We start from the raw sequence: 22140 nt of genomic DNA on the forward strand, positions 1-22140 counted from the left end.
ATGACAACGACATTCCGGCCCGAGGTTGCCCAAGTGCTCGGCAGAGCCCGCCTGACCGAGGTGCTCACCGCACATATCGGCGGTGAGTTCACCGGGTTGGGACGGGGCGGCTGGGTCGACGTCGACGACCCGGCCACCGGTGCGGTCGTGGCCGGCTTCGAGACGAGTTCGGCGGAGGTCGTCGACGCCGCCGTGCGCAACGCGGACGAGGCTTACCGGCGGTGGCGCGGGATATCGCCCGCCGAGCGCGGCAGGCTGCTGGCCGGCGCAGCCGCCGCCATCCGCCGAGACACCGATCTGCTCGCTCGGCTCGAATGCATCGATTCGGGCAAGCCCCTGTCCCAGGCACGGGCCGATATCGCCGGCAGCGCCCGCTATTTCGAGTACTACGCCGGGCTCGCCGACAAAATCCATGGCGAGACATTGCCGCAGGCTTCGGGCACCTTCGCGTTCACCCGTCGCGAGCCGCTGGGCGTCGTCGCCCACATCACGCCGTGGAACGCGCCGCTCACCCAACTGGCCAGAGGTGTCGCGCCGTGCCTTGCCGCGGGTAACGCCGTGGTGGTGAAGCCGTCCGAGATGACCCCGCTCACCTCGGTCTACCTCGCCCGGCTGCTTGTCGAAACCGGTCTCCCGCCCGGACTGTGCAATGTCGTCCTGGGTGCTGCGGATCCGACGGGGAAAGCGCTCACCGAGCACGACCTCGTCCGGCACATCACGTTCACCGGCTCGGTCGCCGGTGGGCGCGCGGTCGGCGAGGTGGCCGCCCGCCGAATCATCGGTGTCAACCTCGAACTCGGTGGTAAATCGCCGACGATCGTCTGCGCCGACGCGGATCTGGCGGCGGCGGCCGCGGCCGGTGCCCAGGCCGTAGTGCGTAATTCCGGCCAATCCTGCTTTGCTACCACTCGGTTGCTGGTGGACCGCGTGGTACGACAGCAGTTCGTGGAACTGCTCGCCGAGCGGATGGCGGGACTGTCAGTAGGGCACGGGCTCGACGACCCCGATGTCGGCCCGCTGATCTCCGACCGGCAGTTGCAGCGGGTCGCGTCTTTCATCGATTCGGCGCGTGTGGAGGGCGCCCAGGTGGTGATCGGTGGTGACCAGCCGTCGGTCGGTGGCCGGTTCATCAATCCGACGCTCGTCCAGGACGTAACCAACGAGATGCGAATCGCCCGGGAAGAAATCTTCGGGCCCGTTCAGTCCGTGCTCGAGTTCGAGACACTCGACGAGGCGATCGCGATTGCCAACGACACCGAATATGGGCTGTCCGCAGGGGTTTTCACCCGGGACGTGGCGACCGCGCACCAAGTGGCCGAGCGCTTGGAGGCCGGTCAGGTCCAGGTGAACCGGTACATCGGTGCCGGCGTCGAGGTGCCGTTCGGCGGTTACAAGAACAGCGGGCTCGGACGAGAGAAAGGGACCGAGGCGGTGCATCACTACACCCAGGTCAAGAGCATCATCATGGACATCGCATGAGCGAGCGCGGGCCGGAGGCGGCGACGCTGGGCTTCATCGGGCTCGGCGTCATGGGATCGCGGATGGGCGCGAATCTGATTAGGCGCAGCAACCATCCGGTCGTCGTCTACGATCCGGTGGCCGCGGCGGTGGCCGCCGCCACGGAACTGGGTGCACAGGCCGCCGACAGCGTCGATGACGTCGCCCGGGCCGCCGAGATCGTCTTCCTGTCGCTGCCTTCGATCGTGCAGGTCGAATCCGTCTGCGCCGAGCTTGCCGCCGCCGACCGCACACCTCGGGTCATCGTGGATATGAGCACGAGCGATGTCGCGGGCACCCGCGCGCTGGCCACCCGTCTCGCCGAAAGCGGAATCACGCTGGTCGACGCACCGGTCGCCCGGCTCCGCCAGGCCGCGGAGGACGGCACGCTGCTGATCACGGTCGGCGCGGACGACGAGATCTTCCGGGAGCTGCAGCCGCTGCTGTCCTGTATGGGCAGCGATATCGTGCATGCCGGGAACATCGGCAACGGCCAGGTTCTGAAGATCCTGAACAACATGGTGCTGTTCCTCAATATGAACGCCTTGGCCGAGGCCCTGGCGATCGGCCGGGCGGCGGGTGTCACACCGGACACGCTGTTCTCCACCTTGAAGCTCGGCTCGGCCGATAGTTTCGCTCTGCGCCGGACCGCATCGGCGACCATGTTGGTCGACGATTTCCCGGAGCGAGCGTTCCCCGTCGAGTACGCGATCAAGGATCTCGCGCTGGCGTTGAAACTCGCGCAGGAGTCCGATATCCCGGCTGCCGCCGGGCTCCAGACCATGGACCTGTTGCAGCGCACCCGCGATGCCGGGTACGGCGCGAACTACTACCCCGTGATGATCAAGCTGGTCGAAGGCGATGCCTGAGCCGGTCGCCGCACCCTGGCGGCTCTGGGGCGTCCGGATGGGTCGAGGCGAACGACAGACCCGCGATAATTTTCTGGTTCCGGGCGATCGGTGCGGCCACAGCGATATCGACTTCATCGTCTGGGTCGCTGCCCGGGGCGACGACGTGGTGGTCGTCGACACCGGATTCAGCCCCGAGGCCGGCCGGCGGCGCGGTCGCGAACTCGACCTCGGCCCGGGCGAGGCGGTCGAGCTGCTCGGGTTCCGGCGCAGCGATATTCGCGCGGTCGTGCTGACCCACCTGCACTTCGACCATGCCGGCAATCTCGGCGACTTTCCGGATGCGCGGATCGTCGTGCAAGGCGCCGAGATGGCGTATGTGACCGGCTCGGCGATGCGGCATCACCGGCTCAGCCATTTCTACGAACCCGACGATGTCGCCGAACTCGTCCGTCTGCTGTTCGCCGGACGCGTCGATGTGGTCGACGGGCATCATGAGGTGCTGCCGGGGATTCAGGTGGAGCTGGTGGGCGGGCACACCCGGGGTTCGCAGATCGTCACGGTCGACACCGATCGCGGGCGAGTTGTCCTGGCCGGCGACGCCATCCATTTCGCGGAAAACCTGCACGACGCGAATCCCTTTCCGGCCATGGTCGACGTCGAGGGCACGCTCGACGGCTTCGCCACGATCAGCAAGCTGGCCGACTCGCCCACCCACGTGATCCCGGGGCACGACCCGAAGCTGTTCGAGCAGTATCCGCTGCTCGATCCCGATGCGGCCCGCCGCATCGCCGTACTGCACGAGCCACCGCTCGTACCCAGTCAGGAGGACATCCAGTGATCGACGACCCGGAGGTGCTCGCCGAATTCCGTACGGCCACCGAAGCATTCGCGGCCGACCAGCTCGCACCCGGCGCCCTCGCCCGTGCGCACTCGCCGGACTACGAACGCGACACCGCGCGACTGCTCGCCAAGCAGGGACTGCTCGGACTGAGCATCCCCGAAGAGCTGGGCGGTCAGGGCGCCGGTCTGCTCGCCGCCGTCACCGCTATCCAAGCCGTGGCGAGCGGCTGCCCGCGCAGCGCGGATGTGGTGCAGGCGGGCAACTTCGGTCCGATCCGCACGTTCGCCCAGTACGCGTCCGAGGGCCAGCGGGCAAAGTATCTGCCCGGCCTCCTCTCCGGCGACCTGCTGATCGCACTGGGAATGAGTGAACCGGAAGCCGGTTCGGCCGCCACCGAAATGACCACCAGCGCGACGCGCAAAGGGGACGGCTGGGTTGTCAACGGCACCAAAGTTTTCTCCACTCACAGCGCCGACGCGGATGTCTATCTCGTCTACCTGCGATTCGGTCCGGGAACCGGCGGTATCGGATCCGTACTGATCGACCGCGGCACCCCCGGCCTGACCGTCGGCCCTCCGTCGCGGTACATGAACGGCGAGCACTGGTGCCCGCTGTACTTCGAGGACTGCTTCATCCCGGACTCGCAAATCCTGTTGGGGGAGGGTGGTTTCAAGAAGCAGATCAGCGGATTCAACGTGGAACGGCTCGGCAACAGCGCCCGCTCGATCGCGGTCGGCCGCTACGCCTTCGACCGGGCCAGGGAATACGTGCTGACCCGGGAGCAGTTCGGCCGGCCGCTGGCGGAATTCCAGGGGTTGCAGTGGATGTTCGCCGATGCCGCGGTCAAGCTGGAATCCGCACAGCTGCTGCTGGAACGCGCCGCGCGCAACGGCGATCGCAACGGCCTGCCGACCGCGGGAGAAACCGCGATGGCCAAACTGGCCGCGAATCAGGCCGGATTCTTCGCCGCAGACGTGGCGGTGCAGGCGATGGGCGCGACCGGATTCGGCGAGGAAACGCTCGTCGAATACTGCTTCCGCCGCACGCGCGGCTGGATGATCGCGGGCGGTTCGGTGGAGGTGTTGAAGAATCGCATCGCCGAGGACGTCTTCGGCCGCCGGTTCTCGCAGCGGGCGCGGTGACGAAGGTGGAATCACATGTCTACCGAGCGATGACCGACCCGCGGACGGTGGCCATCGTCGGTGCGTCGAACACACCAGGCAAGACCACGGCGCGCCCGCTCGGCTACCTGCGGGCACAGGGCTGGGACGGCGAGGTCTACCCGGTCAACCCCACCCGGGAGACGGTGCTGGGTGAGCGGGCCTGGCCCTCGCTGAGCGCTCTGCCCACCGTCCCCGATCATGTGCTCATCCTGACCGGAGCCGATGCCGCCGTCGCGGCGGTCCGCGAATGCGCGGCGCTCGGAGTGCCGGTCGCGACCGTGATCGCCGACGGGTTCCTGCCCACCGACGCCGAGGGCCGGCGCCGACGCGCGGAACTCACCGAGATCGTCGCCGGCTCCTCGCTGCGGCTGCTCGGGCCGAGCAGCCTCGGTATAGCGAACCTGCCTCGTCGAATGGCGTTGACCGGCAACGCGGCGTTCGCTGATGGGACCCTGCCCAGTGGCGATATCTTCGTGGCCTCGCAGTCGGGCAGCGCGCTGGGCGCGCTGCTGTCACGGGGCGCGGAAATGGGTCTCGGATTCGCGTCGATGGTCTCGACCGGGAACGAATTGGACCTCTCATTGGGGGAGATCTGCCGCGGCGCGGTGGACGACCCACAGGTTGCCGGTTTCGCGCTGTTTCTGGAAAACCTCACCCACGCAACGGATCTCGCCGATTTCGCCCGGCTGGCCGCGGAGCGGGGCAAGCCGGTCGTCGCCTACAAGCTGGGGCGCTCGGATGCCGGTGCCCGGCTGTCGGTTTCGCACACCGGCGCCCTGGCCGGCGACGACGCGGTCGCCGAAGCGTTCCTCACCTCGCTCGGCATCGCCCGGGTGCGGACATTCGAGACGCTGCTCGAATCCCAGCATCTGGCCCGGCGGATCCCGCTGTCTGCGACGCCGTCGCGGCCACGGGTCGGCGTCGTCTCGACCACCGGCGGTGGCGGCGCGATGATCGTCGACGCCTTGGCGGACCGTGGCGCGATTCTCACTGGTCCATCCGCCGAAACGGCAGCGCGCCTAGCGTATCTGGGAGTGCACACCCACGGCGCCGCCCTGATCGACCTCACGCTGGCGGGGACGAAGTACGCCACGATCAAGGCCGTCCTCGAGGTGCTGCTCGACGCACCGGAGTTCGACGCCGTCGTTGCCGTGCCGGGCAGTTCGGCGCGGTTCACCCCCGAGGTCAGCGTGGCGCCGATCATCGAGTGCGCCGATCGCGGCACGCCGCTGGCGGCCTTCGTGGTCCCCGCCGCCCCGGAAGCGCTCGCGATGCTGCGGGCCAAGGGCGTCAGCGCCTTCCGCACCCCCGAATCGTGCGCGGATGCGATCGCGGCCGTGTTCGCGCGGCGCGCGCCGGTCCGGACGGAGGTGGCCGTACCGCCCGTAGCGGTCGCGCCGAAACCGTTGGACGAGAACGATTCCTACACTCTGCTCGAGGAGATGGGGGTGCGGGTCGCGCCGCGCGCGGTGGTGCGCCTCGACGATCTGCCCGCCGAACTGCCGATAGGCGGCCCGGTGGCGGTCAAACTTCTCGACGCTTCGGTGGCCCACAAATCCGAACTCGGCGGGGTGGTGCTCGGCGTCACGACCGGTCCGGGACTCGCAGCGGCGGCCGCGCAGATCCGCGATACGGCCGGACAGCGCCGGCCCGGGCTGAATGTGGACCGCCTGCTCGTACAGCAGATGACGGACGGTGTCGTCGAAGCCCTGATCGGTTTCCGGCGTGACCCGGACGTGGGCCCGGTGGTGGTGGTCGCGGCCGGTGGCGTGCTGACCGAGCTGTATCGCGACAGCAGCGTGCGCCCGGCGCCGGTCGACCCGGCCGAGGCTCGCGCGATGATCGATGAGGTGACCGCGTTCCGCGCCGCCGACGGCTACCGCGATCTGCCGCGCGGGGACCTGGACGCCCTGGCGCACGCGGTGAGCGCGGTATCGCGGCTCGCACTGCGGAATCCGGTCGTAGCCGAGGCCGAACTCAATCCCGTCCTGGTCCGTGCCGACGGTGTGGTCGCTGTCGACGCGGTGGTCTCGGTGTACCCGCAGGAGCTGTGATGGCGATCGACACAGTGGTGGAGGCGCTGGCCGCGCAGGCAGTCGAGCATCGCACGCGGATGGCGGAACCGGACGTCGAACGTTGGTCGCGCCGGGCGTTCGTGGACTGGCTGGGAGTGAGCCTGGGCGGCTCCGCCGGTCTGCCGGCCCAAGCCTTGCTCGCAGGGTTGCTGCCGGCAACCGGGCCCAGCCGCATCATGGGTAGCACCGAACGGGTAGCACCCTCGGTGGCGGCGATGGTGAACGGCGCTGCGGCACATACCCAAGAACTGGACGACATCTATGCACCCGGGCTTTATCACCCGGGCGCCCCGACAGTGGCCGCCGCACTGGCGGAAGCCGACCGGATCGATACGAGCGTCGGACGGCTGTTGCGTGCGATCGCCATCGGTTACGAGGTCGGGTGCCGTGTCGCGGCAGATTTGGGGCCCACCCACTATGCGCACTGGCATACGACCGGCACGGCGGGAGCGCTCGGCTCCGCGGCCGCCGTGGCGGACCTGCACGATGCGGACGTGCCTACGTTCGCGAACGCGTTATCGCTGGCGGCAACGATGTGCGGTGGCCTGCAGCAGACATTCCGCAGCGACGCCGAGGGCAAACCAATGCACGCCGGCGCCGCCGCGCAGGCCGGTGTCGTTGCCGCGGCCGCCGCGGCCGGTGGCCTGAGCGGCGCGCGCAACGTGCTGGAGGGTCCTGCCGGGCTGGGCGTCGCGACCGGGACCGATACGAACTGGCAGATCTCACGCGCGGCGTGGGACGAGGCGCCGGCCATCGAGCGCATCACCGTCAAGCCGTATCAGTGCTGTGGCCACGCCTTCGCGCCGATCGACGCCGCGCTGTCGTTGCGCGACCGCGTTCGCGGGCACACGGTGGACGAGGTCGTGGTCGAAACCTACTCTGCGGCGGTGGCGGTGGCGGGTATCGCCGAGCCGGTCGGCCCGGCCGAGCGGCGGTTCAGCATCGCGCACCTGGTTTCCGCCGCGCTCACCCACGACCCGGCGCAGGCGTTCGATCCCGCGATCGAACCCGACGCGCTGCTGCGTGCGCTGACCCGCCGGGTGCGGCTGGTAGTGGATAACGAGATCGAAGGGCGGTTCCCCGCCCGCCGCGGAGCACGGGTGAGCGTCTCGGTGAACGGCGAGCGGTTCAGCGCCGATGTTCCGGACCGCTCCGGCAGCCCGGAACGTCCCCTCGACGATGAGCAACTGGCGGCGAAGTTCGTGACAGCCAGCGGTCTCGAGGCTGCGCGGGCCACGGACCTGCTCGACCGACTGGCGGCGACGGAACCGAGCCGGCCGGTCCATACGCTCGACCTCGGCTGAAATCGCGGACGACAGCGGCGTTATCCAGATCATGTCGGGGTAACGCCGCTGTCGTCTGCTCCTCCCCGGCGCCCTGTGTACCGCAGCTACGCTGCGCCGATGGCCGCTCTCTTACTAGGGCGGGTACGACAAATGACGCCACCCCGATCAGTCGGTGGCGCCATTCGTCTTTTCCGGCGACTGTCAGATCTTGACGGCGCCGTGCTCGATGGGCGCCGGGGTGATTCTGCCCGGACGCCTTCCGTCAGGTTCTCGTTCCGCTGTGGTCAGTCCGGCAACGGAGCCGGCACCGTCCGCGTGGCCGGGTCCCACGGGGAGAAGGCGGGCGGGCGCTTCTCCAGATAGGAGGTGACGCCTTCTTTGAAGTCGCTGTGGCCGCGCAGCGTGTCGTACCACCAGCGGATCGCCATCGTGCGGGCTTCCTCGTGGGTGGTTTCCCATGCTTCGTAAACCTGCTGCTTCATGATCCCCATCGCCACGGGAGAGCTGTTGGCGGCGAGCCCACGCGCGTATTCGAGCGTGCGCGGCATCAGCTCCTCGGGCTCGAAGACCCGGTCGACCAGACCGAGGTTCAGCGCTTCCTGCCCCATCACGATGCGCGAGGAGAACAGCAGGTCCAAGGCACGGGAGGTACCGATCTCGCGCGGCAGCGTGAAGGCGAGACCGTGCTCGGCCATGATTCCGCGCTGCGAGAAAGCGCAGGTGACCTTGGCTTTCGACGACAGGAAGCGGATATCGCAGTTCATCGCGGCGATAAGACCGATACCGGCGCAGGCGCCGTTGATGGCCGCGATCACGGGCTTGCGGATCGAACGCGGCGTGGTGATCGGTGCCCGTTTGTGCGGCTCCGTGGTCAGAGTCGGGTCGGCGGTCTGCGCGGCCAGTGCCGAGGTGTCCATGCCCGGGCAGAAGCTGCGGCCGGCGCCGGTGACCACGATGACCCGGACCTCGGGGTCGTTTTCGCATTCGTGCAGTAGCCGGTAGTACTCCAGCTCCATCGGCACAGACCACGAGTTGTTGCGGTCCGGGCGGTTGAAGCTCAGGATCGCGACGCCGTCGGTGTCCTCGCGCAGTACTGGTCGGTCCGAAGTACTGGAATCGGTCATGAGTGCCTCCTGGCGGATCCGGTGCGGTCGAACGGGGCGCACCGATCGGAAATTATTGCGGGCGGGGTTCTTTGGGCAGACCGAGCACCGACTCGGCGAGGATGTTGCGCTGCACCTGAGAGGTGCCGGCGTAGATGGTGCCGGAGATCGCCGCCATCCAGGTTTCGGTCCAAGACGCCGAGGAATTCGGCGCGCCGGGATCGTCGGCCCGATAGTGCCGGATCGGTGCGCGGCCGCTCGGCGCGAGCGCGTCCGTTCCGAGCAGACTCACCGCCAGATCCGTGGTTTCGCGGTGATGCTCGCTCCAGTAGAGCTTCGAGACGGAGGCGTCGCGGCCCGGCGCCTCGCCTTTGAGCCATCCGGTGAGTGTCCGTAGTCCGAGATAGCGCATGATCTCGACCCGGGTGTAGGCGCGGGCAAGCTGGTCTCGGACCAATTCGTCGGTGGCGAGGCCGCGTTCGCGGGCCAGGTCGATGAGCCGGTCGACTTCGGCGCGGAACGAGATCGGATTGGTTGCGGCTTCGTCGCCACGCTCGAGGCCCAGCAGCGCCATGGCGGCTTGCCAGCCTTGTTCGGGGCCGATCACGACATTCGCATCGGCCGTGCGAGCCCCGTCGAAGAACACCTCGTTGAAGTTGCTTCCGCCGGTCATCATGGTGATCGGCCGGATCGTGATGCCGGGCTGATCCATCGGGACCAGCAGCATGGTGATACCCCGGTGCCGGGGCGCTTCGGGGTCGGTACGCACCAGCAGGAAGATCCAGTTCGCGCTGCGCGCGTCGGAGGTCCAGATCTTCTGGCCGTCGATGATCCATTCGCCGTCGACCAAGCGCGCCCGGGTGCGCAGACCCGCCAGATCCGATCCGGCGCCCGGCTCGGAGAAGCCCTGGCACCAGGTGTCCTCGCCGCGCACGATCCGCGGCAGGAAATGCCGCTTCTGCTCGTCGGTGCCGTAGCGCAGCAGCAGATTGCCGATCATCTTGATCGAGAAGTTGTCGTTGAGACCATAAGGCGGGACATCCGCCTTCGCGAACTCCTCGGCCAGGACCACCCGCCCGAGTTTGCTCAACCCCGCGCCGCCGTATTCGGTCGGCCAGCTGGGCGCGATGTATCCGGTTTCGGCGAGCTTGCCGCGCCACCAGGCGGTGAACCGGCGGGCTTCGTCGCTGTCGAGAGCGCCCAGGCCCGCCCAGTCCGGCGGGAGTTCGCGGGCGAGGAATTCGCGGACTTCGGCGCGCAGTTGCTCGGCCTCGGGAGGGTAGTCGATATTCATCGGCGCTCCGTGCTGAATCGGGGTGACCGCTTCTCGACGAAGGCGCGGAATCCCTCGCGGCCGTCCGCGCTGTCGTGTAGGTCGGTGGCCACGGCCCGCTCGCGGACGATACCTTCGGCGACGGTCCCGGTCGCGGTCTCGCGGAGCAAGGATTTGGTCATCCGAGGGACCAGGGCCGCCCCGGCGGCGAGTTCGTCGGCGAGCGCTCGTGCGTCGGACAACACCGACTCCGGCGAGTCGCTGAGGTGATTCGCGAGACCCAGTTCGTAAGCGCGGGCCCCGGTGATCGTCCGGCCGAGCATGATCATCTCGATGGCGATACCGTGCGGGAGCAGTCGTGGCAGCCGCTGGGTTCCTCCCGCGCCCGGCAACACACCGAGTTTGGCCTCGGGCAGCGCGAGCTTTCCGGATCCATACACCACCCGCAGGTCGCAGGCCAGGGCGAGTTCCAGTCCGCCACCCATCGCGGCGCCGTCGATCGCGGCCACGAAGGGCAGCGGACTCGCTTCGATCAGCTCGAGGGCGTCGGTGAACGTGTGGATGAACTGCTCGAACTGGTCACGATGGCCGAATCCGGCGATTTCGTCGATATCGGCTCCGGCCGAGAACGCTCGCCCGGCGCCGTGCACCACGACGGCCCGGACCCGGGCATCGCCCTCCAGTTCGCGGACGGCCGCGGCGAGGGCGGTGCAGGTCGAGGTGCCGATCGGGTTGAGCCGCGCGGCCCCGTCGAGGGTCAGGGTCGCGACGGGGCCGCCGCGCTCGACCGTGACGCTGGTGGCCGCGCTCATGCCATCGTGAGGCCGCCGCTGACGGACAGCGTCTGGCCGGTGATGTAGGCGGCGCCTTCGCTTGCGAAGAAGACGACGGCGGGGGCGACATCGTCGGGCTGCCCGATGCGCTTCATCGGAACCGCCCGGCGCGTCGCCTCGAACATCTTCTCGCTGTAGTCGGCGACCTGTTGGAGCAGTGCGGTATCGGTCGGTCCGGGACACACCGTATTCACGGTGATGCCCTTGGTCGCCACTTCTCGGGCCAAGGCCTTGCCGAAGGAGATGACCGCGCCCTTGGTGCCCGAGTAGACCACTTCACCGGACGATCCGACCCGACCCGCGTCGGAGGAGATGTTGATGATCCGCCCGGACCGGCGCTCGATCATGCCATCGAGCACGGCACGGGTGACGGTGACGGTGCCCAGATAGTTCACCGACACGATCTTCTTCCAGGTGTCCTCGGTGGACTGGACAAACGGTTCGATCTTGTCGATGCCCGCGTTGTTCACCAGGACGTCGATCGGACCGAGATCGGCTTCCGTCGTCGCGATCGCGGCCGCAACCGCGGAACTGTCGGTGATATCGACTCCGACCCCGATGCTGCGCGTGGGCAGCGTGGTCGCGAGTTCGGCCGCCGCCGCCTTGTCGAGATCGCAGGCCGCGATCGAGTATCCGGCCTTGGCCAGGTGGCGGGCGATGGCGCCGCCGATCCCGCCGCACGCGCCGGTCACCAGCGCGACTTTGGTGTCTCCCATATCAGTTCCTCTCCTCCGCCGGTTCCGTCACGAACTGCGGTGCGCGCTTCTCACGGTGCGAGGCCAGCCCTTCGCGCACCTCGGGACCGCCGAATCCGATGAACTCCATACCGAGGGACGCCTCGAACGCGGGGATCGCCGAGCGATACCAGTGATTGAGGCTGTGTTTGGTCCACTGGACCGCGGTGGGAGCGCCCTGCGCCAGCCGGGTCGCGATGTCCTCGGCCGTGGAGATCACCTCGTCGTCGTCGACGCAGAGCGAGACCAGGCCGATGCGCTCGGCCTCCTCGCCGCTCAGCGGATCGCAGGTGAGCAGGTAGTACTTGGCCTTGGCCATACCCATCATCAGTGGCCAGCAAATGGCGGCATGATCGCCGGCCGCGACGCCGAGTCTGGTGTGACCGTCGATGATCTTGGCCTTCTTGCCCGCCACCGAAACGTCGGCCAGCATCCCCACCACCAGGCCCGCGCCCACGGCGGGGCCGCGGATGCCCGAGACCACCGGCTTGTCGAATGCGACGAGGTTCAGAACGAGATCGCGTGCCTCACGCATCGTCTGCAGCCGGGTGTCGTAGTCGTTGGTCATCTGCTCGATGTGGTCGAAATTGCCTCCGGAGGAGAAGGCCTTTCCGGCGCCGTAGATCAGGACCGAACGCACCTCGGGATCCTGCCCGAGGACCGGCCAGACGTCGGCGAGGTCGCGGTGCATCCGAGGACTCACCGAGTTGAGCGCCGGCCCGTCCAGGATCAGATGCATTACCCCGTGCTTGCCGAGTTCGAGTCTCAGGCTCGGGAAATCGGCGTATCGCTCGCCCATGAAACTTCCTTCGATCGACCAGTGAGTTCTCCGCCGGTCGCATCCGACCACACGACTCCCCTGGTGTTCGCTTATCTTCAGACTATATAGTTCTATCATCTAAATAGTAAGACTGTTAGTGGCGCCTACACCGTCTCGGGTGTCGGTCCCGGCGAGAGGAAGTACTTCGTGACCGGTCAGAACATCGACGATGCCGGCGGGCCCTTGGTCTTCACCGGTCTCGAGCAGATTCGGGAGTCGGTGGGCGAACATCTGGGGCACAGTGCGTGGTTGACCGTCGAACAGTCACGAATCGACCAGTTCGCCGAGGCCACCGGGGATCACCAGTGGATTCACGTCGACGCCGAACGCGCGGCGACGGGCCCGTTCGGGGCGACGATCGCGCACGGTTGGCTCAGTGCTTCCTTGCTACCCGTGTTGACCAGCCAAATCTATCGTGTGCAGGCCAAGATGGCGATCAATTACGGCGTCAATCGGCTGCGCTTCGTCTCGCCGGTGAAGGTCGGCTCGGACGTTCGTGCCTCCTCGACCCTCGTCGAGGTCACCGAGCACGGCCCGGCCGTGCAGCTCACCGTGCAGACCGAGGTGGAGATCGCCGGTAGCGACAAACCGGCGCTGGTCGTCGAGTCGCTCGGCCGCTATTACCTGTGATCACCAGCTGGTAAGGAGACATATGTCCGACGTGATGATCGTCGAAGCCGCCCGGTCCGCGGTCGGCAAGAAACGCGGTGGCCTCGCCCACTACCCGGCCCCCGATTTGTTCAGCGATATCCTCGCCGCGACCGTGGAACGGGCCGGGATCGACTCGGCCGTCGTCGGCCAGGTAGCCGGTGGCTGCGTGAGCCAGGTCGGCCAGCAGTCCGGCAACGTGACCCGCAGCGCCTGGCTGGCCGCGGGGCTCGACGAGCGGACCGCGGCGTTCACCGTGCATACCCAGTGCGGCTCGTCGCAGCAGGCGTTCACGCTCGCCTACGGGCTCGTCGCCGGCGGTGTCACCGATGTCGCGATCGCCGGTGGCGTGGAGTCGATGAACCAGGTGCCGATGACCGCGTCGGTGCTGCCCGAACTGGGACGCTCGAAGACCGAGCGCTATGAACAGCACTACGAGATCACCACTCAGTTCGAGGCGGCGGAGCGGATCGCCGAGAAATGGGGACTGTCGCGCTCCCAGCTCGAGCAGTTCGCGGTGACCTCGCAGGAACGAGCGGCTCGTGCGATCACCGAACAGCGCTTCGCCTCGCAGATCGTCCCCGTGACGGCGCCGGTGGTGGACGAGACAGGCGCGGTTACCGGCTCGCGGATCGTCGCGGTCGACGAGGGGCCACGACCCACCACGGCGGAAACCCTTGCCGGACTGCGGCTCAACCTGCCGGACCGGCCCGGTGCCCAGCACACGGCGGGTACGTCGTCCCAGATCTCCGACGGGGCGTCGGCGCTGTTGCTGATGACCGAGGCGCGGGCCGGGGAACTCGGCGTGCGCCCGCGGGCCCGGGTGGTCGGCACCCTGCTGATCGGCAACGACCCGGTGATGATGCTGACCGGGCCGATCCCCGCGACGCAGGCACTGCTGGAGCGCACCGGATTGACCCTCGAGGACATGGACGTCATCGAGATCAACGAGGCATTCGCGTCGGTCGTCCTGGCGTGGGCGCACGAGACCAAGGCCGATATGAGCCGCGTCAACGTCAACGGCGGAGCCATCGCGCTCGGACATCCGCTCGGAGCCACCGGCGGCGTACTGCTGACCAAGGCGCTGAACGAGCTCGAGCGCATCGGCGGGCGCTATGCCCTGGTCACGATGTGCGTCGGCGGCGGCATGGGCACCGGCACGATCATCGAGCGACTGTAGGGCCGCTCACCCCACCGACTGGAGGACCGTCACAGTGGATTTGACACTCACCCCGGAACTCGCGGACTTCCAGCAGGAAGTGCGTACCTGGTTCGACGAACACGTCGTCGGGGAGTTCGCCCGGCATCGCGGTGTCGGCGTGTCATGGGACGCCGAAGCTTTCGACGTGCGATTGGCGTGGGATCGAGAACTCGCCTCCGGCGGCTGGTTGTGCATGGGCTGGCCGAAGGAGTACGGCGGACGTAATGCCTCCGTCGACGAGCAGCTCATCTACCAGCTCGAATACGCGCGGGCCGACCCTCCGTTCCGGGCTACGACGCAGGGGCAGGATCTGTTCGGACCGACCTTGCTGGCGTTCGGCACCCCGGAACAGAAGGCTCGCTTCCTGCCGCCGATCACCAGGGTCGAACAACTGTGGGGGCAGGGGTTCAGCGAGCCCGGCAATGGCTCCGACCTCGCCGGTCTGCGCACTCGGGCCCGGCGCGACGGCGACCGATGGGTCATCGACGGACAGAAGGTCTGGACGTCGCACGGAGGATTCGCCGACTGGCTCTACGTGCTCTGCCGCACCGATCCCGAGGCTCCGCGCCACCGCGGTATCTCGATGCTGCTCGTACCCGCCGACCAGCCGGGCGTCGAGATCCGGCCGATCCGCAACATGCTCGGCGGTGACGACTTCTGCGAGGTGTTCTTCAACGCGGCCACCACCGCCGCGGACCTCGTCGTCGGCGAGGTGAACCAGGGATGGGGTGTGGCGATGGGTGCCCTCGGCACCGAGCGTGGCACCACTCTGCTCGGCGACCACTTGCGGATCCAGCACGAGGTCGACGCGATGATCGAAGCGGCTCGGTCGCAGGGGCGGACCCCGAGCGCCGCGCTGCGTCGCGACCTGGTCCGGGCCTGGACCGAGGCACGCATCATGGAATGGAACGGTCGTCGGCTGATGACGGCCATCAAGGGCCGCGGAATCGACGCCACGGTGCAGGCCTCCTTGAGCAAGGTCTTCGCCAGCAGCGCTCACATCCGCATGGGGGAAACCGCCATGCGTGCGCTCGACGTGGCCGCCGAAGTTGTCGGTGACGAGTACCAGCTCAACCGGCTGCAACAGGTGTTCCTGGGCAGTCGATCGGAGTCGATTTTCGGTGGGACCACCCAGATCCAGCTGAACGTACTCGCCGAGCGCACCCTCGGCTTGCCGCGGGAGCCGCGCCTAGCCTGAGCGCGGTCAGCGCCGGAGGAGGCAGCTTGCGTTACCCCGTAGGCGCGAGCGCTCAGGCCGATCCAACACAGCGTGAGCCGGGCACGGACCGAGACCGGTCAGATCACCCCGTCTGCGGCGAGGGCGGCGATCTTCTCGGCGTCGTAGCCGAGAAGATCGCCCAGCACCGCGTCCCGGTCCGCGCCCAGCGACGGCGGCGCGGTGTATTCCGCGACCGGGGTGCCCGACATCCTGATCGGATATCGCAGGCCCGGAATCGGTCCCTTCTGCGCATGCTGCATCATGATCTGCAGCTCGCGGGAGCGCACGTGCGGGTCTGCCAGCGCCTCGGCGATATCGTTGACCGGGCCGACCGGGACATCGACGGCTTCCAGTTCGGCGAGCCAGTGCGTGGCGGGCTTGCTCTGGAAGATCTTCTCCAAAAATTCCAGCAGTTCGAGCCGGTGGCCGATCCGCGCGGCGATCGAGTCGAACCGGGGATCCGACGCGAGTTCCGGGTGCCCGAGGGCACCACACGCACGACCGAATTGGGCATTGGACGAGGCCACCAGGAAGATCATCCGGTCGTCGGCACAGCGGAATGCCTGCGAAGGGATTCCACCGAATCCGCCGTTGCCGCGGCGTTCGGGGACTGTTCCCGAGACGAGATAGTTCTCGACGTAGTGGGACATGCTCGCGATACCACAGTCGAGCAGCGAGACATCGAGATGCTGGCCCTCACCGGTGCGGTCGCGGTAGCGCAGACCCGCCAGGATCGCCGACGTCGTGTAGAGGCCCGTGAGGATGTCCACCAGCGACAAGCCGGACTTCATCGGCCCGGCGCCCGGCTGCCCGTCAGGCACCCCCGACACGCTCATCATCCCGCTGACCGCCTGGAAGATCCCGTCGTAGCCCGGCCGGGAGCGGTACGGACCCTCCTGGCCGAATCCGGTCACCGAACACATCACGATATTCGGGAACTGGGTGTGCACGTCCTGCCAGCCGAGGCCGTACTTGTCGAGTACGCCGGGGCGGAAGTTCTCCACCACCACATCGGAGCACGACATCAGTTCGCGCAGGATCTCCTGCCCGCGGGCGGTGGTGAAATCGACGGTCACCGACCGCTTGTTGCGGTTACAGCTGAGGAAGAACGCCGCCATTCCGGCGGTCGGGTCCTCGCCCAAGAAGGGTGGACCGTACTCGCGCGCGTCGTCGCCGTGCCCGGGCTGCTCGATCTTGATCACGTCGGCACCCAGATCTGCCAGCTGTTGCGTCGCGAACGGCGCGGCAAGAATCCTGCTCAGGTCCAATACTCTGACGCCGTCGAGTGCCTTCGGTGACATCGTCGCTACCTCTTTCCGATGGGGGCCGGCCGGTCGGTCCGGCCCTGGGGTCTACTCGTGCTCGCACATCGCCGGGCGATTGTGACAACGTGAACGGGTTTAGGTATAAATAGTTGTATCTTTCTACTGTTCCGATCGTCAACGTCACTGCTGTCGACGTGGAGATCCGAATTCGGCAACCGACTCGCACGAGGAGTGTGAACATGACAGACGAGCCCGTACTCGTCGCCACGGACGGTCCCGTCAGGGTGATCACCCTCAACCGCCCCGACGCCCGCAACGCCTTCAGTTCGGACATGCATCTGGCGCTGCTGGCGGCGCTGCGCGAAGTGTGCGCCGACCCGGACGCGCGCGCGATCGTTCTCACCGGGGCCGGCCGCGCGTTCAGCGCGGGCGGCGATATCGAGGACTTCGCGGTCCTGGCAGATGATCTCGCTCTTCGCCGCGCTCGGCTGCGTGAGGGGCGGCAGATCTTCGAAGATCTCGTCAACGTGCATCTGCCCGTGGTGGCCGCGGTGAACGGGCCCGCGGTGGGATTGGGCTGCACTCTGGCAGCCGCGTGCGACATCGTGCACATCGCCGATTCGACTTATATGGCCGACCCGCATGTGCAGGTGGCCTTGGTAGCCGGTGACGGCGGGGCGGTCGCGATGCCGCTGAGTATCGGCCTGCTCAGGGCCAAGCGCTACCTGCTGACCGGCGAGCGTATTCCCGCTGCCGAGGCTGTGGCCTTGGGACTCGCGACCTATGCCGACCCCGCCGATCAGCTGTTCGAAAACGCGATGGCCAGTGCCCGCGGACTCGCGGACCTGCCCCCGCAGGCGGTCCAGGACACCAAAATGGTCCTCAATCAACATCTTCGGCAAGCCTCGGTCTCCATGCTCGGATACGGCCTGGCCGCTGAGAGTCAGTCACACGACACCTCCGAGTACCGCTCGGTCCCGGACAAGTTTTCCGCCCGGAAGGGGTGAGTCACGGTGGAGTTCGCACTCAACGACGAACAGACCACGCTGCAGGAAGTAGTGCGGGAGTTCTTGACCGAACGAGCCGGTGAGCAAGCCGTCCGTGCTCGGATGGCCGAGCCCGCCGGCTTCGACCGGCAATTGTGGAAGCAGATGGGCGCGGAAATCGGGTTGCAAGGCATTGCGATCCCGGAGGAGTACGGCGGCGCCGGCTTCACCTTCGTCGAACTCGGGATCGCGCTCGAGGAACTCGGCCGGGCGCTGACGGTGTCGCCGTTCCTGGCTTCCGGCGTCATGGCCGCGCAGCTGCTGCTGGCGCTCGAGGACGAGGCGGCCCGTGCGCGGTGGTTGCCGGGGATCGCAAGCGGGGATCTGGTGGCCACGGTGGCCCTCGCCGAGGACGAGGGCTCGTGGCAGCCGGATTCGGTAACGCTGGCCGCGCAGTCCGCAGACGGCGCCTGGCGGCTCGACGGACACAAGTCCTATGTCGTCGACGGTGCCGGTGCCGACCTGATTCTGGCGGTCGCGCGGGCAGGCACGGAGCTGGGTGTCTTCGCGGTCGAAGCGACCGCGCTCGGGCTCGAGCGGACGCCGCTGTCCACGATGGATCAAACGCGCAAGCTGGCCCGGCTGTCCTTCTCCGACACCCCCGCCGAGCGGCTCGCCGGGTCCGATCCGACGTCCGCGGTCGTCCGAATGCTCGACTTGACATCGATCGCGCTCGCCGCCGACGCCCTCGGTGGTACCGGGCGAGTGCTCGACATGGCAGTGGAGTACGCCAAGGTGCGCGAGCAGTTCGGTCGGCCGATCGGGTCGTTCCAGGCGATCAAGCACATGTGTGCCTCGATGCTGGTCGAACTCGAGTCGTCGCGGTCCGCGGTCTATTACGCGCTGTGGGCTGCCGCTACCGGGCAGCCCGATGTACCCGTCGTGGCCCCGATGGTCAAGGCACACTGCGTCGATGCCTATCTGCAGGCGGCGGGCGACAACATCCAGATTCACGGTGGGATCGGGTTCACCTGGGAACATCCGGCTCACCTTTATTTGAAGCGGGCGAAAAGCTCCCAGGCTCTGCTCGGGGGTTCCGATTTTCACCGGCAGCTGCTCGCCGACCGACTCGGTATCTGAGCGAAACGTCTCGGGCCCGGCCGCTACATCGCGACCGGGCCCGAGACGTTTACGCCGAATGTGGCTCTCGAGCGGGTGACTCGACCACCACGCCCGAGTCGACCAGTGTGCCGACCCGCTCGGTGGCGATGCCCCAGTCGAGCAGCACTTCCCGCGAATGGGCACCGGGAATCGCGGGTGGCCGGGCAATGGCGGCAGGCGTGGCGCCCAGCCGTGGTGCCGGCGCCGGCTGGACCACGCCGAATTCCTCGACGAACGTGTGCCGAGCCAGATTGTGCGGATGGTGCCTCGCCTCGGCGAAGGTGAGGACCGGGGTGACGCACGCGTCGGTCCCATCGAACAACGCGGTCCAGTGTTCGCGGGGTTGTGCGCGGAAGATTCCGGCGAACAGTTCCTTCAGCTCATCCCAGTGGGCCGGATCATCACGGTCGGGCAGCTCGTCGAGCGACAATCCCAGCAGATCGACCATCGTCGCGTAGAACTGCGGTTCGATCGGAGCGACCGCGAGATATTTCCCGTCCGCGGTCTCGTATATCGCGTAGTAGGGGGCGCCTCCATCGCAGAAGTTCGTGCCGGGCCGATCCAGATTCCAGCGCCCCTGCGCCGTCATCGAATAGATCAGCGTCGTCAGCGAGGCCACGCCGTCGACCATGGCCGCGTCGATGACCTGGCCGGATCCGGAACGCTGCGCCTCGTGCAGTGCGCTGACGATACCGAAGGCCATCATGAGCCCGCCGCCGCCGAAATCGGCGATGAACCCCGGGGGTGACGGGGGAGGGGAGTCGGCCGAGTGCTGTAGCAGCGTCAGAGCACCGGTGAGCCCGAGGTAGTTGAGGTCGTGTCCGGCCATCCGGCTGAACGGTCCGTCCTGACCCCAGCCCGTCATCCGGGCGTAGACCAGTCGCGGATTGCGACTGTGGCAGGTCTCGGGGCCGAAACCGAGTCGCTCGGCGACACCGGGCCGGAACCCCTCGATGAGGATATCGGCGACACCGACCAGGTCCAGCAGCGTTGCCAGCCCCTCAGGCTGTTTCATATCGATCGCCACGGAGCGTCGTCCACGTGCCAGCGCATAGACCTCCGGCCGGCCCGACACCGGTCCCGGTCGGTCCACCCTGACCACATCGGCACCCATATCGGAGAGCAGCATCGCAGCATACGGACCGGGACCGAGACCGGCGATCTCGATGACCTTGACTCCCTGCAGGGGGCCGTGCCGGGCAGGGGTCCCGCGATCGCCGTCAGTCGCCGTCATGGCGGTCCAACCGAAGCTCAGATAGGTAAATCATTAAGTTATTATGGCAAGGGTGCTGTCGACCGAGCAAGACCGGGTGAATTCTTCGGGGCCGCTGCGAAATTGAGAAGTATCGGCACAACCGAGGGTGTTGTTCGTGACACACCGGCGTCGCTCGGCCGGGGTCTGGGCGCACTATACGGTATAGTTTGATAACTAGATGATCGTGCGACGTAGCACAATCTACCGCAACAAAGAACCGAGAGGAAGGCAGTGGCTCAGCTCGATACGGTGTCCGCCGACAGGCTTCAGCCGCCCCGCTTGCCCAAGACTGCGGAGCTGATCGCCGACCAGTTGCGTCGGCAGATCATTCGCGGCGACCTCGCCGAGGGAGCGGCCCTGCCGTCGGAGGCCGAGCTTCTGGAACGGTTCAATGTATCCCGGCCGACACTGCGGGAAGCTTTCCGGGTACTCGAGTCCGAATCGCTGATCACCGTGCGTCGCGGTGCCCATGGCGGTGCCCGAGTGCAGGTGCCGAATATCGACGTGGCCGCTCGGTACGCCGGCTTCGTCCTCGAGTTTCGCGGAACGACGCTGGCTGATGTATATGAGGCGCGGATTCTGATCGAACCGCCCATCATCGGACTGCTGGCGGCGCGCCGAACCCCTGCGGATGTCGAGCGGTTGCGCGCCGCGCTCGCCGAACACGACGCCGCGGCGGATAGTCCCTTGCTGGCGATCAGGACGCATACCGCATTCCACGCCCTGCTGGTCGAGTTGACCGGCAACCAGACCCTGCGAGTGCTGACCGGCATGGTTCAGCACATCATCGACAGGGCGAACATCGACTGGGTGGAGGCGAAGGTCGCGAGGGCCGAAGAGACCGGTATCGCCCTGGGGCTCAAGGCCCACCATCGGGTGGTCGACCTCATCGAAGCAGGTGTCGAGTCGGGTGCCGAAGAGGTGTGGCGCAAACATCTGACCGAAGCGCGCGACTACCTCTTGCGTCCGGACGTCACGACGGTGCTCGATCTGATGGGCTGATTCCGCCGAACTCTCGTGTGGGCCGACCGGTGTCGATGGCGCCGGTCGGCCCGCTGCTATGAGGTGAGGCGGCCGAGCATGCCCAGACCGGTTGCCATGGTGGTCCCCGCGTCGACGGGCAGAACTGTGCCGGTGATCCATCGGGATTCGGGGCCGGCCAGGAACAGCGCGGCCCAGGCGAGGTCCCACGCGTTTCCTTCGGTGCCGAGCAGATTCGCTTTGCGGCGCACATTCCGTGCACCGGTGTCGCTGCCCTGGTCGCCCATCGGTGTGTAGAGGTGGCCGGGCACCAGACAGTTCACTCGGATGCCGTCGGGCCCCCAGCGGTATGCGTAGTCGGTGGTCATCGACAGCACTGCGCCTTTGCTGGCCGCGTATGCGCCCCCGCCGAATCCGCGTAGCGCCGCGATCGAGGAGACATTGATGACCGAGGCCATGGGACTTTTCGCCAGATAGCGGTGTGCGGCCTCGCTGACCAGTGCGGTGCCCTTGGTGTTCACCGCGAACACCCGGTCCCATTCGCCGACGGCGATGCCGGCGTTGTTCATGACCACGTCGATGCGACCGGCCTCGGAGGCGAAGCGCTCCACCGCCTTGTGTACCGCCTTCTCGTCGGTGATGTCTGCGGTCAATGCGATGGCTGTACCACCCTGGCGTGTGATCAGGTCGCAGGTGGCCGCGGCACGTCCGGGCGAGGCGTCCAGCACGCCGGTCACAGCACCCTGCGCGGCGAACAACGACGCGCTGGCAGCACCGGTGCCGAGGAAGTCCCCCGAACTTCCGGCGCCGGCGACCAGCGCGGCCATACCGGCCAATCGGGTGCCCCGGCCGTCGGCATAGCCGCCGGGTTCGGGGGTGGTCGCTGCGTCCAACGGGCTTCCTTCCTCGCGAATTCCAACAGGTATCTCATTCATGTCTTTTTCGAAG

20 protein-coding genes and 1 pseudogene are annotated in these 22140 nt (G+C 67.4%); 13 read left to right on the forward strand and 8 right to left on the reverse strand.

Annotated features, from left to right (window positions below; translation table 11 throughout):
- From ACQPYR_RS14580 to ACQPYR_RS14610, 7 genes and pseudogenes are all read left to right on the forward strand, one after another.
- Window positions 1-1479 (forward strand): aldehyde dehydrogenase family protein, encoded by a 1479-nt coding sequence (locus tag ACQPYR_RS14580; protein ID WP_433632401.1) that lies wholly within the window; start codon window positions 1-3, stop codon window positions 1477-1479.
- Window positions 1449-1964 (forward strand): annotated as a pseudogene (locus ACQPYR_RS14585) (NAD(P)-dependent oxidoreductase); the annotation flags it as partial. The gene ACQPYR_RS14580 and the pseudogene ACQPYR_RS14585, both read left to right, overlap by 31 nt.
- Window positions 1950-2366 carry an NAD-binding protein gene (locus ACQPYR_RS14590; protein ID WP_433635131.1) on the forward strand — a complete coding sequence of 139 codons (417 nt, stop codon included), beginning with the start codon at window positions 1950-1952 and terminating at the stop codon, window positions 2364-2366. The pseudogene ACQPYR_RS14585 and the gene ACQPYR_RS14590, both read left to right, overlap by 15 nt.
- Window positions 2359-3186, forward strand: a complete 828-nt coding sequence (locus tag ACQPYR_RS14595) for an N-acyl homoserine lactonase family protein (protein ID WP_433632404.1) — start codon at window positions 2359-2361, stop codon at window positions 3184-3186. Before ACQPYR_RS14590 ends, ACQPYR_RS14595 begins: the two co-directional genes overlap by 8 nt.
- Window positions 3183-4331 carry an acyl-CoA dehydrogenase family protein gene (locus ACQPYR_RS14600; RefSeq protein ID WP_433632406.1) on the forward strand — a complete coding sequence of 383 codons (1149 nt, stop codon included), beginning with the start codon at window positions 3183-3185 and terminating at the stop codon, window positions 4329-4331. Before ACQPYR_RS14595 ends, ACQPYR_RS14600 begins: the two co-directional genes overlap by 4 nt.
- Before the next feature lie 29 nt (window positions 4332-4360).
- Window positions 4361-6406 carry an acetate--CoA ligase family protein gene (locus ACQPYR_RS14605; RefSeq protein ID WP_433632409.1) on the forward strand — a complete coding sequence of 682 codons (2046 nt, stop codon included), beginning with the start codon at window positions 4361-4363 and terminating at the stop codon, window positions 6404-6406.
- A complete protein-coding gene (locus tag ACQPYR_RS14610) occupies window positions 6406-7731 on the forward strand; it encodes an MmgE/PrpD family protein (protein WP_433632411.1) in 1326 nt (441 codons plus the stop codon). The genes ACQPYR_RS14605 and ACQPYR_RS14610 overlap by 1 nt, the downstream gene beginning before the upstream one ends.
- A 266-nt stretch (window positions 7732-7997) precedes the next feature.
- Here ACQPYR_RS14610 and ACQPYR_RS14615 read toward each other — a convergent pair whose 3' ends face one another.
- The 5 genes from ACQPYR_RS14615 to ACQPYR_RS14635 are packed head-to-tail and all read right to left on the reverse strand — an operon-like array spanning window position 7998 to window position 12455.
- On the reverse strand, window positions 7998-8837 hold the full coding sequence (locus ACQPYR_RS14615) for an enoyl-CoA hydratase-related protein (protein ID WP_433632413.1): 840 nt from the start codon (window positions 8835-8837) through the stop codon (window positions 7998-8000).
- A 52-nt stretch (window positions 8838-8889) separates the two neighbouring features.
- Window positions 8890-10110, reverse strand: coding sequence for an acyl-CoA dehydrogenase family protein (locus ACQPYR_RS14620; protein ID WP_433632416.1), 1221 nt, complete (start codon window positions 10108-10110; stop codon window positions 8890-8892).
- Window positions 10107-10901, reverse strand: coding sequence for an enoyl-CoA hydratase/isomerase family protein (locus ACQPYR_RS14625; protein ID WP_433632419.1), 795 nt, complete (start codon window positions 10899-10901; stop codon window positions 10107-10109). The genes ACQPYR_RS14620 and ACQPYR_RS14625 overlap by 4 nt, the downstream gene beginning before the upstream one ends.
- The gene (locus ACQPYR_RS14630) at window positions 10898-11638 is read right to left on the reverse strand and encodes an SDR family NAD(P)-dependent oxidoreductase (RefSeq protein WP_433632421.1); all 741 of its coding nucleotides are present in this window, start codon (window positions 11636-11638) and stop codon (window positions 10898-10900) included. The genes ACQPYR_RS14625 and ACQPYR_RS14630 overlap by 4 nt, the downstream gene beginning before the upstream one ends.
- A 1-nt stretch (window position 11639) precedes the next feature.
- Window positions 11640-12455 (reverse strand): enoyl-CoA hydratase/isomerase family protein, encoded by an 816-nt coding sequence (locus tag ACQPYR_RS14635; protein WP_433632424.1) that lies wholly within the window; start codon window positions 12453-12455, stop codon window positions 11640-11642.
- 168 nt (window positions 12456-12623) lie between these two features.
- Here ACQPYR_RS14635 and ACQPYR_RS14640 point away from each other — a divergent pair, with 168 nt between their 5' ends.
- Genes ACQPYR_RS14640 through ACQPYR_RS14650 form a run of 3 tightly spaced genes read left to right on the forward strand, consistent with a single transcriptional unit; the run spans window position 12624 to window position 15523 of the window.
- Window positions 12624-13106, forward strand: a complete 483-nt coding sequence (locus tag ACQPYR_RS14640) for a MaoC family dehydratase (protein ID WP_433632426.1) — start codon at window positions 12624-12626, stop codon at window positions 13104-13106.
- Window positions 13107-13128: 22 nt separating this feature from the next.
- Window positions 13129-14304: an acetyl-CoA C-acyltransferase gene (locus ACQPYR_RS14645; RefSeq protein WP_433632428.1), complete on the forward strand. Its 1176-nt coding sequence runs from the start codon at window positions 13129-13131 to the stop codon at window positions 14302-14304.
- A 34-nt stretch (window positions 14305-14338) separates the two neighbouring features.
- Window positions 14339-15523, forward strand: a complete 1185-nt coding sequence (locus ACQPYR_RS14650) for an acyl-CoA dehydrogenase family protein (RefSeq protein WP_433632431.1) — start codon at window positions 14339-14341, stop codon at window positions 15521-15523.
- A 98-nt stretch (window positions 15524-15621) separates the two neighbouring features.
- Here ACQPYR_RS14650 and ACQPYR_RS14655 read toward each other — a convergent pair whose 3' ends face one another.
- Window positions 15622-16845: a CaiB/BaiF CoA transferase family protein gene (locus ACQPYR_RS14655; protein ID WP_433632434.1), complete on the reverse strand. Its 1224-nt coding sequence runs from the start codon at window positions 16843-16845 to the stop codon at window positions 15622-15624.
- Between the two features lie 203 nt (window positions 16846-17048).
- Here ACQPYR_RS14655 and ACQPYR_RS14660 point away from each other — a divergent pair, with 203 nt between their 5' ends.
- Window positions 17049-17816 carry an enoyl-CoA hydratase/isomerase family protein gene (locus ACQPYR_RS14660; RefSeq protein ID WP_433632436.1) on the forward strand — a complete coding sequence of 256 codons (768 nt, stop codon included), beginning with the start codon at window positions 17049-17051 and terminating at the stop codon, window positions 17814-17816.
- A gap of 6 nt (window positions 17817-17822) precedes the next feature.
- A complete protein-coding gene (locus ACQPYR_RS14665; protein WP_433632438.1) occupies window positions 17823-18935 on the forward strand; it encodes an acyl-CoA dehydrogenase family protein in 1113 nt (370 codons plus the stop codon).
- Between the two features lie 49 nt (window positions 18936-18984).
- On the opposite strand, the gene ACQPYR_RS14670 is transcribed toward ACQPYR_RS14665, so the two are convergent.
- Entirely contained in the window at window positions 18985-20190 is a 1206-nt protein-coding gene (locus ACQPYR_RS14670) for a CaiB/BaiF CoA transferase family protein (protein ID WP_433632440.1), read from the reverse strand.
- 252 nt (window positions 20191-20442) lie between these two features.
- On the opposite strand from ACQPYR_RS14670, the gene ACQPYR_RS14675 reads away from it, so the two are divergent.
- The gene (locus ACQPYR_RS14675) at window positions 20443-21213 is read left to right on the forward strand and encodes a FadR/GntR family transcriptional regulator (RefSeq protein WP_433632443.1); all 771 of its coding nucleotides are present in this window, start codon (window positions 20443-20445) and stop codon (window positions 21211-21213) included.
- Window positions 21214-21269: 56 nt separating this feature from the next.
- On the opposite strand, the gene ACQPYR_RS14680 is transcribed toward ACQPYR_RS14675, so the two are convergent.
- On the reverse strand, window positions 21270-22085 hold the full coding sequence (locus ACQPYR_RS14680) for an SDR family NAD(P)-dependent oxidoreductase (protein ID WP_433632446.1): 816 nt from the start codon (window positions 22083-22085) through the stop codon (window positions 21270-21272).
- Window positions 22086-22140 lie beyond the last annotated feature (55 nt).

Origin of the sequence: Nocardia sp. CA-120079 (assembly GCF_050955745.1) — a bacterium.
Taxonomy (GTDB): Bacteria; Actinomycetota; Actinomycetes; order Mycobacteriales; family Mycobacteriaceae; genus Nocardia.

Excerpts from the sequence above, each read along its gene's own strand:
- ACQPYR_RS14580 (WP_433632401.1), top strand. The coding sequence starts at position 1 with ATGACAACGACATTCCGGCCCGAGGTTGCCCAAGTGCTCGGCAGAGCC.
- ACQPYR_RS14590 (WP_433635131.1), top strand. The coding sequence starts at position 1,950 with ATGGGCAGCGATATCGTGCATGCCGGGAACATCGGCAACGGCCAGGTT.
- ACQPYR_RS14595 (WP_433632404.1), top strand. The coding sequence starts at position 2,359 with ATGCCTGAGCCGGTCGCCGCACCCTGGCGGCTCTGGGGCGTCCGGATG.
- ACQPYR_RS14605 (WP_433632409.1), top strand. The coding sequence starts at position 4,361 with ATGACCGACCCGCGGACGGTGGCCATCGTCGGTGCGTCGAACACACCA.
- ACQPYR_RS14610 (WP_433632411.1), top strand. The coding sequence starts at position 6,406 with ATGGCGATCGACACAGTGGTGGAGGCGCTGGCCGCGCAGGCAGTCGAG.
- ACQPYR_RS14615 (WP_433632413.1), bottom strand. The coding sequence starts at position 8,837 with ATGACCGATTCCAGTACTTCGGACCGACCAGTACTGCGCGAGGACACC.
- ACQPYR_RS14620 (WP_433632416.1), bottom strand. The coding sequence starts at position 10,110 with ATGAATATCGACTACCCTCCCGAGGCCGAGCAACTGCGCGCCGAAGTC.
- ACQPYR_RS14625 (WP_433632419.1), bottom strand. The coding sequence starts at position 10,901 with ATGAGCGCGGCCACCAGCGTCACGGTCGAGCGCGGCGGCCCCGTCGCG.
- ACQPYR_RS14630 (WP_433632421.1), bottom strand. The coding sequence starts at position 11,638 with ATGGGAGACACCAAAGTCGCGCTGGTGACCGGCGCGTGCGGCGGGATC.
- ACQPYR_RS14635 (WP_433632424.1), bottom strand. The coding sequence starts at position 12,455 with ATGGGCGAGCGATACGCCGATTTCCCGAGCCTGAGACTCGAACTCGGC.
- ACQPYR_RS14645 (WP_433632428.1), top strand. The coding sequence starts at position 13,129 with ATGTCCGACGTGATGATCGTCGAAGCCGCCCGGTCCGCGGTCGGCAAG.
- ACQPYR_RS14655 (WP_433632434.1), bottom strand. The coding sequence starts at position 16,845 with ATGTCACCGAAGGCACTCGACGGCGTCAGAGTATTGGACCTGAGCAGG.
- ACQPYR_RS14660 (WP_433632436.1), top strand. The coding sequence starts at position 17,049 with ATGACAGACGAGCCCGTACTCGTCGCCACGGACGGTCCCGTCAGGGTG.
- ACQPYR_RS14670 (WP_433632440.1), bottom strand. The coding sequence starts at position 20,190 with ATGACGGCGACTGACGGCGATCGCGGGACCCCTGCCCGGCACGGCCCC.